The organism is Lentzea kristufekii (assembly GCF_033949925.1).
In the GTDB taxonomy this organism is placed as follows: Bacteria; Actinomycetota; Actinomycetes; order Mycobacteriales; family Pseudonocardiaceae; genus Lentzea; species Lentzea kristufekii.
Map to the genome: position 1 here is coordinate 1 of NZ_JAXAVV010000014.1, position 14,826 is coordinate 14,826.

General features: G+C 69.3%; 18 protein-coding genes. 8 read left to right on the top strand and 10 right to left on the bottom strand.

The genetic code is table 11. The annotated features are described in order from the left end of the window. The coding region (locus SK571_RS26805; RefSeq protein ID WP_319986846.1) for an NACHT domain-containing protein at positions 1-1,712 on the top strand (1,712 nt) is incomplete at its 5' end. On the opposite strand, the gene SK571_RS26810 is transcribed toward SK571_RS26805, so the two are convergent. The 4 genes from SK571_RS26810 to SK571_RS26825 form a co-directional block, all read right to left on the bottom strand. Continuing rightward, positions 1,693-2,382, bottom strand: coding sequence for a hypothetical protein (locus tag SK571_RS26810; RefSeq protein WP_319986847.1), 690 nt, complete (start codon positions 2,380-2,382; stop codon positions 1,693-1,695). The genes SK571_RS26805 and SK571_RS26810 overlap by 20 nt on opposite strands. 613 nt (positions 2,383-2,995) lie before the next feature. Then, positions 2,996-4,030, bottom strand: a complete 1,035-nt coding sequence (locus SK571_RS26815; protein WP_319986848.1) for an aldo/keto reductase — start codon at positions 4,028-4,030, stop codon at positions 2,996-2,998. Continuing rightward, positions 4,030-4,449 (bottom strand): DUF1761 domain-containing protein, encoded by a 420-nt coding sequence (locus SK571_RS26820; RefSeq protein ID WP_319986849.1) that lies wholly within the window; start codon positions 4,447-4,449, stop codon positions 4,030-4,032. Before SK571_RS26820 ends, SK571_RS26815 begins: the two co-directional genes overlap by 1 nt. A 145-nt stretch (positions 4,450-4,594) precedes the next feature. Further along, positions 4,595-4,822: a hypothetical protein gene (locus SK571_RS26825; RefSeq protein WP_319986850.1), complete on the bottom strand. Its 228-nt coding sequence runs from the start codon at positions 4,820-4,822 to the stop codon at positions 4,595-4,597. Between SK571_RS26825 and SK571_RS26830 the strand changes: the two genes are divergently transcribed. From SK571_RS26830 to SK571_RS26850, 5 genes are read left to right on the top strand one after another with little or no spacing between them, the layout of a single operon-like run. Further along, entirely contained in the window at positions 4,800-5,501 is a 702-nt protein-coding gene (locus SK571_RS26830; protein WP_319986851.1) for an SDR family NAD(P)-dependent oxidoreductase, read from the top strand. The genes SK571_RS26825 and SK571_RS26830 overlap by 23 nt on opposite strands. 48 nt (positions 5,502-5,549) lie before the next feature. Then, entirely contained in the window at positions 5,550-6,326 is a 777-nt protein-coding gene (locus SK571_RS26835; protein ID WP_319986852.1) for an SDR family oxidoreductase, read from the top strand. A gap of 30 nt (positions 6,327-6,356) precedes the next feature. Then, positions 6,357-6,935 carry a flavin reductase family protein gene (locus tag SK571_RS26840; protein WP_319986853.1) on the top strand — a complete coding sequence of 193 codons (579 nt, stop codon included), beginning with the start codon at positions 6,357-6,359 and terminating at the stop codon, positions 6,933-6,935. A gap of 22 nt (positions 6,936-6,957) precedes the next feature. Continuing rightward, positions 6,958-8,334, top strand: a complete 1,377-nt coding sequence (locus SK571_RS26845) for an amidohydrolase family protein (protein WP_319986854.1) — start codon at positions 6,958-6,960, stop codon at positions 8,332-8,334. A gap of 31 nt (positions 8,335-8,365) precedes the next feature. Continuing rightward, positions 8,366-8,614: an Atu4866 domain-containing protein gene (locus SK571_RS26850; protein ID WP_319986855.1), complete on the top strand. Its 249-nt coding sequence runs from the start codon at positions 8,366-8,368 to the stop codon at positions 8,612-8,614. A gap of 625 nt (positions 8,615-9,239) precedes the next feature. On the opposite strand, the gene SK571_RS26855 is transcribed toward SK571_RS26850, so the two are convergent. Further along, a complete protein-coding gene (locus SK571_RS26855; protein WP_319986856.1) occupies positions 9,240-9,608 on the bottom strand; it encodes a VOC family protein in 369 nt (122 codons plus the stop codon). A gap of 60 nt (positions 9,609-9,668) precedes the next feature. Between SK571_RS26855 and SK571_RS26860 the strand changes: the two genes are divergently transcribed. After that, positions 9,669-10,127, top strand: a complete 459-nt coding sequence (locus SK571_RS26860; protein WP_319986857.1) for a MarR family winged helix-turn-helix transcriptional regulator — start codon at positions 9,669-9,671, stop codon at positions 10,125-10,127. A gap of 4 nt (positions 10,128-10,131) precedes the next feature. On the opposite strand, the gene SK571_RS26865 is transcribed toward SK571_RS26860, so the two are convergent. The 4 genes from SK571_RS26865 to SK571_RS26880 are packed head-to-tail and all read right to left on the bottom strand — an operon-like array spanning position 10,132 to position 13,645. After that, complete coding sequence (locus SK571_RS26865) at positions 10,132-11,313, bottom strand: glycosyltransferase (RefSeq protein WP_319986858.1); 1,182 nt, start codon at positions 11,311-11,313, stop codon at positions 10,132-10,134. Beyond that, positions 11,310-12,200 (bottom strand): DUF3152 domain-containing protein, encoded by an 891-nt coding sequence (locus SK571_RS26870; RefSeq protein WP_319986859.1) that lies wholly within the window; start codon positions 12,198-12,200, stop codon positions 11,310-11,312. Before SK571_RS26870 ends, SK571_RS26865 begins: the two co-directional genes overlap by 4 nt. A gap of 15 nt (positions 12,201-12,215) precedes the next feature. Continuing rightward, entirely contained in the window at positions 12,216-12,926 is a 711-nt protein-coding gene (locus tag SK571_RS26875; RefSeq protein ID WP_319986860.1) for an alpha-amylase family protein, read from the bottom strand. Further along, positions 12,923-13,645: a hypothetical protein gene (locus tag SK571_RS26880; protein ID WP_319986861.1), complete on the bottom strand. Its 723-nt coding sequence runs from the start codon at positions 13,643-13,645 to the stop codon at positions 12,923-12,925. Before SK571_RS26880 ends, SK571_RS26875 begins: the two co-directional genes overlap by 4 nt. Positions 13,646-13,814: 169 nt before the next feature. On the opposite strand from SK571_RS26880, the gene SK571_RS26885 reads away from it, so the two are divergent. After that, positions 13,815-14,186 (top strand): hypothetical protein, encoded by a 372-nt coding sequence (locus SK571_RS26885; RefSeq protein WP_319986862.1) that lies wholly within the window; start codon positions 13,815-13,817, stop codon positions 14,184-14,186. Between the two features lie 40 nt (positions 14,187-14,226). Here the strand turns inward: SK571_RS26885 and SK571_RS26890 are convergent, their stop codons facing one another. After that, entirely contained in the window at positions 14,227-14,757 is a 531-nt protein-coding gene (locus SK571_RS26890) for a hypothetical protein (RefSeq protein WP_319986863.1), read from the bottom strand. Between the last annotated feature and the right edge of the window lie 69 nt (positions 14,758-14,826).

A 14,826-nucleotide genomic window follows, 5' to 3' on the forward strand; every position in this document is an offset into this window, starting at 1 on the left:
AAACCGGCACGCTCATCCTGTTGCTGCTCGCCGTGCTCGACTACCGGTCCGAGGTCGCGGAGGCGGACCGCATGGCGGTGCCGGTTCCTGTCCTGCTGCCGGTCGCCGAGTGGGATCCGCGCGCGCAGTCCCTCCTCGCCTGGGCAGAAGTCGCGATCCTGCGTGACCACACCTATCTGAAAGCGTCCAGCTACGGGCACCACGCCGTGCGGAGTCTGCTTGATGCCGGACGGATCAGCCTTTTCCTCGACGGGTTCGACGAGATACCGCAACCGCTGCGAACGCTCGCATTGCGCCGGATCGACGAGGAGACCGGGCAGCGCATCGTCCTCGCCAGCCGCATCACCGAGTACGGGCTCGCCGTCGCACGCGGCGCTCTGGCCCACACGGCCGTCATCGACCTCAGGCCTGTCGGAACCAAAGCCGCCGCCGACTACCTTCTCAACGGTCTTACCGGTAGACGGCGGGATGTATGGCGGCGCTTCATCGACAGACTTTCGGCGGAGCCGACCAGTGCGGTGGCCGTCGCACTGGGCACACCGCTGGCGCTATCTCTGGTCAAGAAGGTCTACGCCGAACACAACGACCCAGCTGTCCTCTTCGACCCGGTCGAGTTCGCCACGCCGGACCGGGTGATCAGGCACCTGATCAGCGCCGCGTTGCCCGCCGCCTACCCGGATCCGGCTGCGCGAGAGGCGGCGCAACGCTTTCTGGTCTGGATTGCCAAGAAGATGAGCCAGCGGCAGCTCCAGGACTTGGCCTGGTGGCGCATCCGGTACTGGACGCTGCCGTGGCTCCCGCCCGTGGCTGCGTCCTTCCTGTTCGGCTTGCTCGGGCTGTTGATCGGGGTGTTCACCCAGAGCACTCCGTTCGGCGTGGTGTTCGGCACCGCTTGGTTCGTCTGCGCCGCCACGACCAGCGCGGTGATAGTTGTCCGAGGGGCGAAGCGGTTGGTGTCGCTGCGCGGGATGCTGCCCAGGCTCGCGGTGGCGGTTGGGCTCGGGCTGATGTTCGGAGGCGGTGTCGTCCTTGTCCGGTTGCTCGCCTCGGGACTCGACGGTGGCGTAGGTGTCAGCGCCGGATTCGGTGTTCTCTTCGGGGTGCTGTTCGGCGTGACGAGCGGCGCCCTCGTCGGACTTGTCGCGCTACACGACGGACCACTGGTCAGCAGAGTGCGCCGCCCCTCCAGAGGAGACCTCGCGGCAGGTGTCATGACCGGCGGGATGACCGGAATCGCCACGATGCCGCTCTCGAACGCCTTGGTGCAGACGGCGATCGCAATCGTCGGGGGTGTCGGCTTCACGATCACCGTCGCGTGGACCAGGCCGGCGCCTCACCCTCAGGACGAGGTGAACGCGTTGACCTCGTACCAGGGCGACCGGCGTGGCGGTGCCGTGTTCAGCATCGTGGCGGGGCTGTTCAGCGGGCTGGGTATCGGCGTCGGCGCCGCAGTTGCTCTGGGCGCCGAGCGCGGCATCCTCATCGGTGCCGCGAGCGCGGTCGCCGCGGGTGTGGCCGGTGCCGTAAGTGCGTCTCAAGTCGTGGCGTTCCGATTGGTGACGGCACCTCTCGTTTTCGCCGGGCGCCTGCCGCGCAGACCGATGGCCGTCCTGGCCGATGCGTACGAGCGTCAAATCCTCCGCCAGGTCGGCACGACCTACCAGTTCCGGCACAGCGAACTGCAGGACTACCTCAGCTCGTTACCGGGCTGAACACATCTCCGACGATGAACGGGTGGCCCGTTGCTGCGAACCCCGACCAGGTGACGTAGCAAAGCACCTCGAGGAGTGGAACGTCGCCGAACAGACGGTGATCCCACTTGGAACCGGCCAAAAGCCAGTGAGCGTCCCACCAACCAGGCGACACAATGTTGAACATCAGGGCGTACACGACCACCAGACATGTTGTGACGAACCCGATCGCGAACAGCGAGCCGTACACCAGATCCGGCCGCATCACGCATATGCACAACGTGAACGTGGTAAGCAGCACCAACGAGACGAGCAGCGAGTTCATACCGAGCAGAAGCGTCCCGCCGAACAACCCCACTGCCGCCACCAGCGCGAACAGCATGTAGACGCCCAGCCGATTGCGATGGGCCGATCGGGCAAACCGCTTGCGGGCCACCACCGGGTACGCGAGAAACGGAAACGCCGTAACACCGAAACCGAACAGGAAGTCCTCCAGTGACACCGATGTTCCCAGAACGGTCGGGGGTGCCCAGTAGTCCCTGACGTACAAGAACGACGTTACGACCTGTGTCGCCCCGCCGATGGCCCCGTACAACAGCGTCAGTCGGACCAGGTCCCGCCGCCGCACAAGCATTGACAGGGAGACCACGCAGAGCAGCGAACTCCCGAGCAAGTAGACGTAGTCCCCCATGTCTCCTTCACCCATCCGTCGACCAACCCCACAAGGACTGTCGTTCCGGCACGTGAAAGCGAGCTCGGCTGAACGGGTGGTACGCCGAGTCGTGGCTGCGACGCGACTGGGGAACACCCGAAACGCCTGGAGCGGCTGGGCACGATCGCCAGACGCAGCTCTGCCGTACTCGCACCACATTGGCCGCGATGCGCAGTCGATCGACAGCTGGCGCATGGCCGTGCGAATCTTCGATGCTCTCGCTGACTACCCACGCCAGCGACCTGTGGCAGCGACTACATGCGCCTGAAGCCCTGTAGTGACCGCATACGACTCGTGCACTGCATCCGCGACACCTCTACAGCTGGATGTCAGCTCATGCCGCCGAGCGTGCACACCGGCCTCAGACGAGACAGAACCGATGAGCCGTGGGAGTGCGCCAGTGGCGGTGCGCTGAACGTCGTGGCTCGTCACGCGGGCAAGCCGCGAAGCGTTCCACCCCAGGACTGGTGGGTGGCCGTTCTCACCAGCGGAACGATCGCCGGTATCGGTTCACCGCGTCGCTGCTGATCGCCGATCGCGCCCTCGCCTGCCTGTTCGAGGGCGCGTCGGGTCAGCACGCAGGACACGGCGATCAGACGGCGGCGCGCTCGTCGGACGGGCGGCGCCGCAGGGCCGGGTTCGCCACGGCCGGTGGAACGTACGCGATGTCGAGTGCGCCGACGTCGGTGCCGGGCGGCACGATCTCGTCGATCCGGTCGAGCACGTCGTCGCCCAGCACGACGCCCGCCCCGGCGATCAGGTCGTCGAGCTGCGCCGCGGTGCGCGGTCCGATGATCGCCGACGTGACACCGGGATGCGTGACCGTGAACGCCATCGCCATGTGCGTCAACGACATTCCCGCCTGCTCGGCCACCTGGATCAGCTGTTCCACGGCGTCGAGCTTGTGGTCGTCGGTCATGTGTCGCGGCAGCCAGCGCATGCGGGCGGGGTGACCGTCCGACGGGCGGCCCTTGCGATGCCGGCCGGTGAGCAGTCCTCCCGCCAGCGGGCTCCAGACCAGCGTGCCCATGCCGTACCGCTCGCACACCGGCAGCACGTCGCGCTCGATGCCCCGGTTCAGGATCGAGTAGTGCGGCTGCTCGGTGCGGAACCGTTGCAGCCCAAGGCGTTCCGATGCCCAGTGCGCCTCGGCTATCTCCGCCGCGGGCAGGTTCGAACTGCCGATGCTGCGGACCTTGCCTGTCCTGACCAGATCGGTGAGCGCCGACAGGGTCTCCTCGACGTCCGTGCGCGGATCCGGGTGGTGCACCTGGTAGAGGTCCACGTAGTCGGTGCGCAGGCGGCGCAGCGAGTGCTCCACCTCGGCGATGATCCAGCGCCGCGAGCTGCCGGACCTGTTGCGGCCCTCGCCCATCACGCCGTTGACCTTCGTCGCGAGCACCACGTCGTCGCGCCTGCCGCGCAGCGCCTTGCCGACGATCTCCTCGGTCTCGCCGTAGGAGTACACGTCGGCGGTGTCGACGAAGTTGATCCCGGCGTCCAGTGCGCGGTGGATGATCCGCACGCAGTCGTCGTGATCGGGGTTTCCCACCTGGCCGAACATCATCGTGCCCAGGCAGTACGTGCTCACCTCGATGCCGGTGCGGCCGAGCATGCGCGTCCTCATCAGAACGCCACCACGATCAGCGCGGTCACGACGATGCCGACGAGGTGGTACGCGCCGGAGATCAGTCCGTAGAACAACGGCCGCGGCATGTTCGGGTTGATCGCGATGATGACGGTGTTCGCGGCCAGGTAGCCGACACCGACGACGAGCGCGAACACCACCGCGTCGGCGGCGGCGTCGATGTTCAGCGCGGCCATCAGTGTTGCGGTGGTGATCACGACGAACAGCGTGGCGACGGCCGGTCCGCCGAAGAACAACGCCGGCTGGGCCGGTTGGGGAAGGCTCTCCCTGCCGAGAGAAGCGGCGTACGGCTTGGCGAACAGGACCGCGAACCAGACTCCGCCCAGCGCGGAGTACGCGACGACGGCCAGCAGGACGGCGATCCAGTTGATCGAACCCAACGCGCTGAGTACAGACATGTCCGCTTTTCCTTCGATGGCAACGGCCTGGTGCCGCGAGCAGGCGTTACCTTCACCGGTGAAGAGGACACGGTTCGTCCGCTACTTCGCAGCGGCTCCAGTGGTCTGGGTCACAAGCGGTCAGCTGTCGAGGGCAGAACCGACCTCACGAGAACAACCGGACTATCCGCTGTGGCACGTCGGCCGCGGCTACGTCGTCGTCGAAGTACCCCATCTCGTCCGGGAACGCGAAAGTCTCCAGATCGTTCGAGATGGCATCGTGGTACTCCTCCCCCAGCTCGAACGAGACGTGCCAGAAGTCGCCGTGGTCGGCGACGATCACCAGCTCCCGCAGTCGCGGATCGAGCCGGGTGATCTCGTCCCGCCACGTCACCGAAGTGCAGGCCATCCCCAGCGCGGTGCAGGCCGCCACCGACCGCTTCGGCGGGATCGACGTGCTGGTCAACAACGCGGGCCGCGGTCTGCTCGGCGCGCTGGAGGAGATCACCGACGCCGAGGCGCGCTCCCTGTTCGACCTCAACGTCTTCGGCCTGATCAACATGACCCGCGCGGTGCTGCCGATCATGCGCCGCCAGGGATCCGGCAAGCTCGTCCACATCGGATCCCGATCGGGTTTCGAGGGCGAACCGGGCGTGAGCCTGTACAGCGCCTCGAAGTTCGCCGTGGCCGGGATCAGCGAGGCCCTGTCCGCCGAGATGGCGCCGTTCGGCATCCAGTCCATGGTGGTCGAGCCGGGTGTGCTGCGCACCGACTTCCTCGACGCCAGCTCACTGTCGCTCGCGGCCGAGCGGATCGCCGACTACGACAGCACTCCCGCGCACGTGACCCTCGACTGGGTCGGCACGGCCAACCACACCCAGCTCGGCGACCCGGTCAAGGGCGCCGCACTGATCCACGAGGTCACGAGCGGCGGCAGCCTGCCGACGCACCTCTACCTGGGCCCGGACACCCTCGACCGGCTGCAGGTCAAGCTCGCGCGGATCGAGCAGGACCTGGCGCCGTGGCGGGACAAGTCCGCCGCCACCGCGCACGAGGACGTCGTCCCGGCCTGACCGGCCACCCCCGTTCATCGCACACCTTCCCGGAAGGGGAACTCAGTCATGTCCGCTCTGCTCAACGGCACCCCGCTGGCCGGCCGCGTGGCCGTGGTCTCCGGTGCCTCCAGCGGTATCGGCGCCGCCACCGCCACGCGCCTGGCCGAACTCGGCGCGAAGGTCGCCGTGCTCGCCCGCCGCAAGGACAACCTCGACGCGCTGGCCGAGTCGATCACCCGCACCGGCGGCACCGCGATCGCCGTCCCCGTCGACGTCACCGACCGGGAAGCGGTCCAGGCCGCGGCACGGCAGGTCGCCGACCGGCTCGGCACGGCCGACCTCGTCTTCAACAACGCCGGAGTGCAGCTGATCTCGCCGATCTCCGACCTGTGCCAGGACGACTGGCAGCGCCAGATCGACCTGAACGTCACCGGCGTCATGAACGTCATCGGTGCCTTCCTGCCGCACCTGACCGCGGCCGCCGAGGCGGGCGAACCCGCCGACCTGATCACCACGTCCTCGATCGCGGCCACCCGGATCCTGGAGAAGTTCTCGGTCTACTCCGGCACCAAGGCCTACATCAGCCACCTCACCCGGTTGCTGCGCGTCGAGCTCGGCCGCAAGAACATCCGCGTGGCGACCATCGAGCCCGGCATGGTCGACACCGAGCTGCCCGACCACGTCACCGATCCCGACGCCAGCAAGCTCATGGCCGACCTCATCGACCAGATCGACGTGCTGCAGTCCGCCGACATCGCCGAGACCGTGGCGTTCATGGCCGCCGTGCCACGCCACGTGAACCTCACCGAGATCACGATCCTCCCGACGGCACAGGCCATCTAGCCGTCCGCCTCCCGCAGAAGGGTTCCGACGATGACCACGACCGAACTCCAGCACCAGAGCTTCACCGAGTACCCGATGTGCGACGTGCACCGGCTGATCGAGCCGGGCCCCGTCGTCATGGTGTCCACTTTCGACGGACGTCGCGCCAACCTGATGACGAACGGCTTCAACATGCCGATCGCACACGGTGCGCTAATCGGTCTCATCGTCGGCCCTTGGGACCACAGCTACGAGGCCTTGCGCGCCACCGGCGAGTGCGTCATCGCCATCCCGTCCGTCGACCTCGCCGAGCGCGTCGTCGGTGTCGGCAACACCTCCGGCCGCGAGACCGACAAGTGGCGGCGATTCGGCTTCACCCCGACCCCCGGCGCCGTGGTGCGGGCGCCGCTGGTCGAGGAGTGCTTCGCCAACATCGAGTGCACCGTGGCCGACGACCGGCTCGTCGACGACTACAACCTGTGGATCCTCCGGGGCGAACGGCCGTGGTTCGACGCCGCCAGGCGAGGAGCCGGCGAGTTCCACCACCGCGGCGACGGAACGTTCTCCGCCAACGCGTCCACTGTGGACCTGCGCGACCGCATGACCAAGTGGCACCACCTCACCCGCTGAGCACCAGAAAGCAGGAACGACCATGACCACCACGCTCGAACTGCTGCGCCGGCACGGCTCGGACCCGCGACGCCGCGTCCTGCTCACCGGCGGCACCGTCGTCACCATGGACCCCGAACTGGGCGTCCTGCCCCGAGGTGACGTGCTCATCGAGGGCGACACGATCGCCGCCGTCGCCGCCGAACTGCCCGTCGGCGACGCCATCGTCGTCGACGCCACCGGCTCGATCGTCGCTCCCGGCTTCGTCGACACCCACCGTCACGCCTGGGAGGCGCAACTGCGCCGGGTCATGCCCGACGTCAACGACCTCGGCGAGTACGTGATGTCCACGCTGGCCGGCATCGCCCCGGCCTACCAGCCCGACGACATGTACGTCGGGACGAAGCTGGCCGCGCTGACCGCGATCGACAGCGGCATCACCACGATGCTCGACTTCTCCCACAACTCCCGCACGCCCGGCCACTCCGACGCCGCCGTCCAGGCCCTGATCGACACCGGCATCCGCGGCGTGCACGCCTCGATGCGCCCGCACTTCGGCGACTGGGAAGGCCAGTGGCCGGCCGACCTCGCGCGGTTGAAGGACACCTGCTTCTCCGCACGCGGCGGCCTGGTCACCCTGCGCCTCGCCACGCTGGCCACCGACGAGATCGCCGGGCCCGACCTCGCCTACGGTCCTCGCCTCGCCCGGCTCGCGCGCGACCTCGGCATCGGCGTCAGCGTCGACGCCGTGTTCGGCACCTCGTCCTCGGCCGCCGTCCTGCGCTGGGCGGAGGAAGGCATCCTCGGTCCGGACGTCTCGCTGATCCACTGCACCGGCCTCACGGGCGCGGCCTGGCAGGCCATGGCCGACACCGGCACCGCGGTCTCCCTGGCGCCCACCTCCGAAGCGCAGATCGGGCTGGAGACGGCCGTGCCCGCCATCGACGAGGCACTCGCCGCCGGCATCCGTCCCGGCCTGAGCATCGACGTCGAAGTCGCCCTGGCCAGCGACATGTTCACGCAGATGCGCGCCCTGCACGCCATCCAGCGGATGCGCGCCGTGAACGCCGCCTACGGCACCACCGCCACGCCCACCCGGATCGGCGTCCACGACGTGCTCGACTTCGCCACCCTGCAGGGTGCCAGGAGCATCGGCCTCGGCGACGTCACCGGCTCCGTCACGCCCGGCAAGCAGGCGGACCTGCTGCTCGTGCACGCCGAGGACCTCAACAACATGCCGCTCAACGACCCGATCGGCACGCTCGTCCTCGGCTCCGACCCCCGCAACATCCGCGCGGTGTTCATCGCGGGCCAGGTCCGCAAGTGGGACGGCGCCGTCCTGGACGTCGACGTGCCCGCGCTCGGGCAGGAGGTTCGCGCCTCACGCGACCGGATCCTCAAGGCCGCGCAGCCGTCCTGAGCACCCCGAAGAACCACGAAAGGTGAAGACCATGTCCAGCACCGCACCACACCCCCACATCGGCATGTGGGTCACCGCGGACGGCCGCATCCGCCAGGAGCTCCTGCCCAACGGTCGCTACGAGGAAGAACGCGATGGCCGCAAACGCGCCTACACCGGCCGGTACACCGTCGACGGCGACCACATCGACTACCTCGACGACCTCGGCTTCACCGCGACGGGTGACGTCCGCGACGAGATCCTCTACCACGAACACCTGGTGCTGCACCGGGAGCGCTGAGGGCATCGATCGGGAACTGGCGGGTATCCGTACCCGAAGCCGTGTCCCGCCTTCGGGACAGGGTGGTCAACTACGACGTGTCCGAGATCCGCGCATCCACCTGGCACTTCGACCACCACCGGTTCTCCCTGGGCACCGACCCGCCGGGACATCCGGCCGCCTGTTGCGCGCCCACTACTCGCGGGAGGACGACCTCGTGGGGAGGGATCTGCTGCTGGTGGGCAGGTTCGCCTGCGCGAGGTTCGTCATGGGTGTGCGGATCACCGAGGCCGGGTTCGACGAGGACGGCGTGCGCTACTCCTGGAATGGAGCTACGAGACGCTGCAGGACCACCCGCTCATCCGGCAGGCGCGCTCAGCACAGGTTCTACAGCGCGGTCGGCGCGAACCTCCGCCGCCCGGCACAACTATCTCCCACCGGCGACGGCGAACCGGACGACAGCGGCGAGCACTTCGTCGCGGTGCCCCGTGACGTCGGCTCGTGGAAAGAGCCGTTCTGGACGGCGCGAACGACCCGGAGCCGCACGGGGCGCTCGCGCATACAGGTCCTGCGCGACGCCGGCGCCGCGAGGCGCCCTGCTGACCGCGGATCACCTCGCCGACGTTCCGGGTCGCGCCACTGGTCATCAGGCGCGGTCGTGGAGGGTGACCTGGTAGCCGTCGGGGTCGGCGAAGGTGAACGTCCGGCCGAAGGGGCCGTCGACCGGCGCGGAGACGATGGTGTGACCGTCGGCGGCGAGGGCGTCGTGAATCGCCTGGACATCTGTGGCGTGGAACCAGATCGCGGCGCCGATGCCGGGCTGGGCGACGGAGGCGAGGTCGGTGCCGGGAACGACCTCGCGGAGCGCGAACGCGATGGGCTTCGTCTCGAAGACGACGGCGTGCGGAGGTCCGGTCTGCGAGCGGACGAGACCGAGGTACTGCTCGTAGAACGCCTGTGAGGCGTCGAGGTCACGCGCTTGGAACGAGAGGAAGTCGGGGCCGTTGGCAGGCATGATGCTCCTTCTTTGCGTGTCAGTATTCTGACACGCAGCAACCTATGTCAGAATACTGACATGAGTCAAGACGGCACCGGCGTCGACCTGGAGACGTCGCTCGGCTACCTGCTGAAAGAGGCGTCGAGCGTGCTCCGCGCGGCCATGGAGGAGGTGCTGCGGCCGCTCGGGATGACCGTGACGCACTACGCCTGCCTCGAACTGCTGGCCCAGCGACCTGGCCTGTCGAACTCCGAGCTCGCGCGGGGCGCGTTCGTGACACGGCAGTCGATGAACGTGCTGCTGCAGAACCTGGAGCGCGAGGGCCACGTGACCAGGCCCGCCGAGGCACCCGTCGGGAAGGTCCTCCCCACGCGGCTCACGCCTCGCGGACGCCGCAGCCTCGAGAAGGCGACCGCGGCGGTCCGGTCCGTCGAGGTCAGAATGCTGGCCGGCCTGACCGAGGCCGACCAGGCAGCCGCGCTGCGGATCCTGCGGAGCATGATCCGTTCCCTGCGTGACGGCGACGGCGGTGCGTAGCCCGTCACCGCGCTGCGGCGATCACTTCCTTCCCGGCGGCGGCCGGTGCACCCGCGCGCTGGTACGCACGGCTCATTTCGAGCGCTATCCGTTGCCAGTCATAGCGAACGCGCGCACGGTCCTCGGCGGCGAAGCTCATCTCCTGGCGCCGGACGTCGTTCGCCAGAAGTGTGCGCAGCGCCCTCGCCAGCGCGGCAGGCTCCCGAGGCGGGACGTGCACGCCGGTCACGCCGTGCACCACGGTCTCGGCCAGGCCGCCCACCGCCGTCGCCACCACCGGAACCCCGCACGCCATGGCCTCGATCGGCACGATTCCGAACGGTTCGTGCCACTGCGGGCACACCACCACGTCCGCGGAACGCAGGAGAGGGGGTATTTCCGCGTGCGGCACACGTCCGAGGAACGTGACGCGGTGCGCCACACCGAGCCGGTCCGCCAGCTCCCGCAGCCGCCGGAGGTTCGCGTCCGGTGCCGGCCGCGAGCGGCTCGGACCACCGGCGACCACCAGCTCGGTCCAGCCCACCGCGGCGAGGGCACCGATCAGGTCGTCGACACCGTCGTGCGGGGCGAGGCCGCCCACCGTGAGGATGCGTGACATTCCTTTGCGCGGCGCGGTGGGGCCGTTCGGCATGAACGTCCGCAGGTCCACGCCCCAGGGAACGGTCGAGATCTTGGACCGGCGCACCCCCAGCCCGGCCAGCTCGTCGGCTTCGTGGCCCGACGTGGCGATCACGCACGTCGCCTCGCGGCCGACCACCCGCTCGCGTGCGGCGGAATCACCTCCCCGGAGCGAGTGGTAGCTCTGCACGACAGGAATCCCGCTGTGGCGCGCGCTGACCACCGCCGCGAAGCCGGAGGTCCAGTGGTGCGCGTGGACGAGGTCCGGCACGTCGCCGGCCCAGTGCTCCTGAAGCGACCGCGCGAACTCGCCCACGTGCGGGATCACGTCGTCCTGGTCGAGCTGCCGAGCGGGTCCGCCGGGCACGTGCACCACCTCGAACCCGCTGTCGATCCGCATTCGCTCCGGCAGGCGTGCGTCCGCGCGGCGGGTGTAGATCGTCAGGTCGTGTCCCTGCCGGTGCAACGCTTCGGAGAGCTTGGCGACGTGCAGGCGCTGTCCGGTCACGTCCCGGTCGCGCAGCGCGGTCAGCGGGTTCGCCTGCAACGAGACCATCGCGATCTTCACCTGGTCACCCCCGGGTTGGGCCACGGGTTCGCCACGCAGGTCTTCCCGTCCCGGGCCACCGCCAGCCCCTGGGGTGCGGTGGCGGTGATCTCGGCGAGCGCGTCGTTCGACACCGAGAACGTCTGCTGCATCATCACGGGTGCGGGGGCACCGTCCGCGGGGCACGGCTCGTGTCCGTGGCCGAGAAAGTGCCCGATCTCGTGGTTGACGAGGTACTTCCGGTACCCCTCCAGGTCACCCGCGAACGACTGGGCGCCCCGGAACCACCGCGGCGCGCTCACGTACACCACACCGTTGATGTAGCAGGAAGTGTCGTAGGGGAGGTCGAACCCGCAGATGGCCCGGGCGGTCTCCTTCGCGGTGAGCCGGATTCGCACGTCCGGCTCGGCGACGTCGACGCGGCGGAAGGCGACGTCGCCCGACGCGGTCCAGCCCCGCGGGTCGGCGAGGGCCGCGTCCACGGCCTTGGCGAACGGGAGCTGGGCCTGCGGCACCACGACACCCTGTTCGACCTCGACGGAGTAGGTGCGCACCCGTCCGGTGCCGACCTGCGCGGTCGTGCCCGGCACGGTGCGCCACCACCCTTCGCCCTGGTCGCGCACCGCGACTCCCGGTGGGAGTTCAGGTCCAGGGCGAACCACGTCCCTGCCGGTCATCGCGAGTGGTGTCGTGGTGGACGACGACGGCTGTGAGGGCGGCGCCGAAGAGGAAGGCGCGGACGACGAAGGTGCCGGCCGCACCGAGATGCTCGTGGCCACGACCGGAACCTGCGGCTGCGCCACGTCCTGGTGTGCGGGCGTGTCCGGCGGCAGGCTCTCCAGCATGCCGATCGTCACCCCGGCCAGCATCGCGGCGAAGACGTACATGACGATTCTTCCGACGGTCACGAGGTCACTCCCCCATCACGAGCAGCTGAACAGCACTGGACACGGCGCGTGGTGCAACGCCGCCCTCGCGGCGGGCTGAAGGCCTTCCGCGGCACCGCGCTCGCGACCGGACACCACGAGCAGGTCGCTCGGGAACAGTCGCGTCTCCTCCTGGACCGACCTGATCTCGCGCACCAGCTCGACGATGACGTCGGGACAGGCGGCGTGGACGAGATCCGCCGCGGCGTCGAGCGCCTCGCCGGCATCGAGGTACGGACGCGTCAGCACGCGCAGGCGGGTGGCTCCCCGCGCACGGCAGAAGGCCGTCGCCCGTTGCAGGACGCCCTCGCCGCCCACCGCGTCGAGGACGGCTGTGACCACGCCGAAGCGGCAGGCGACCGCGGCGGGCGAGCCGCCTACGACGACGACATCACGAAGATCGCGGCCCGCGAGTGGCGGCACGGCCAGGGCACGGGCCCGGGAGATGACCGCCAAGCCGCCTTCCCAGCGGCCGGGGGTGCACTCGGAGTGCTCGATGTGGACGGTGAGATCGGGGTGCTCGGCGAGCAGCGCCGCGACATGGGCGTGCGTGGGGTCGTTCTTCGGGCCCGCGTGCACGACCAGGCCGACACCGAGCGCCTCGGCGCACGCGGCAGCCCATCGCACGCCCGTGGCGCCCGAGTCGCGCACGTCCACCAGCACGCAGGTCGCCGTGACGCGCACGGACTCGTTGGCGAGCGCGGTCATCGCGTCACGCTCGGTGTCTCGGCGGTGGCGAGCGTCTTCTCGGCCGGTGCCAGCTCGGCCAGTGCAGGCTCGGCTGCTGCTGGTTCGGCTGCTGCTGGTTCGGTCAGTGCGGGCTCGGCTGCTGCCGGCTCGGCGGCTGCCAGCGGCTCGGCTGCCGGCGGCTCGGGACTCCTCGGCGACGGCATGTCCGGCGCGGCGGCGACCTCGGCGTACCACTGGTCCAGCAGCCGCTGCCGCTCGGCCAGCTCGGCGAGCACCACGCGGGACCGCTCCAACGCCTCACCGACGATCTCCTGGGCACGCCTGCTCGCCTCGGCCAGCCTGCGCTGGCTCTCCTGCTCGGCCTCGTCCAGCAGGGTGGCCTGGCGGCCGGCGGCCTCCTCCGCGCGCTGCACGGCGTCCTCAGCGCGAGCGCGGGCCTCGGCTTCGATCTCGTCCGCCTTGCGCCTGGCCACGTGCAGCAGATAGCGGATGCAGCCGGAGACGGCGTTGTCCTTGCTGTGCCCGGCGTGCAGCGTCCGGTACTCCGCGAGCTCCGAACGCGCCTCCTCCAGATGACGGGCGAGGTCCTCGGCCGTTTCGAGGGCGGCGTCGCGGTCGGTGCAGGCCAGTTCGAGCTGCGCCTCCAGCCGGGCGTACTCCTCGTCGACCTGGTCCCGGTCGTAGCCGAGCCACCGGGTGCGGAAGTGCCTGGCACCCTCGTTCAGGAGATCGTCCATAGCCATGTCCGTGTCCCTTTCCTGAACGTGGGCGGTTCTCGTGGTAAGTGGCAAGTACCCGTGCACCGGCCTGCCAGACATCGCTGACCAGTAAGCACCCTGTCTAGTGAATTCCTCACGGACCGTCATCGTCACGGGTACTCGGTGCAGACCTGACCGGAGGTGCCCCGTGAACGAACATGAATCCGCTACCGAGCCGGACGCGGCCTGGCAACCGTTCGTCGACGCGCTCTGCGCGGCATCCTCCACCTGGGACGCCGGCCCCGGACGATCTCCGGACAAAGAGCGGCAAGACCCGATCAGCCTCGGCCAGGCCGAGAACGTGATGCTCGCGATCGCCGCCCTCACGCAGCGGATGGGCACGGCGACGGTGTCGATCGTGCGTGCGATCGCGGACACGAGGCTGGCACCCGTGACCGGTGCGGACGATCTGTCGGACGAGGTGGAGTCGTTGGGGCGCATGGCGTTGTGCGCCGACGCCCTGCACCGCGCGGCCGAGCTCGCGCGGGCGGTCGGCGATCAGCAGAACAACGACGTGTAGGCGCGCCGGAGGCCTCCGGCGCGCCTACACGTCGTTCAGTTCAGTTCTGCCGGCTCCGCAGGAAACCGATGTAGGACTCGGCCGCGGTGCGGGCCCTCTCGCGCAGTGCCTGCGGGTCGGTCGCCGCCGCGGCCTTCAGCCCTTCACAGCTCGCCGCCAGCGCCTCGGGGCCCAGCGCGTTCATGGCGGCGCCCGGCAGTTCGTCCTTCATGCACCGGGTGGCGCGCCCGACGGCGTCCGGGCTGCAGTAGTCCTCGGGCGAATAGCACTTCTCGACGACGCCGTCGAGTGCGGGCCTGCTCTGGCGGTAGATCATCTCCATGCTGCCCAGACCGGAGACCGCCTTCGGGAGCACGACGTCCTTGAGCTCCTGAACGTCCCGCCGGTCTGTTCCAGGTTGAAGTTGTGCCTGGCAGACACGGGACAGGAACTCCTCGCGCGTGATCTTGGTCAGCGTGCCGACCGTGTCGCTGAAGTCGCCGTAGCACGCGATCGCGTTCGCGGCCGTGGGAGCGAGCACCACCGGGATCGCGGCGAACAGCGCGGCCAGTGCGGTCGTCCTGGTCTTCATGTCGTCCTCCTGGGCATCAGCCGATCGGTCAGTCGACTGGTACCCGCACGGCCGCGTGACTCATCGCCG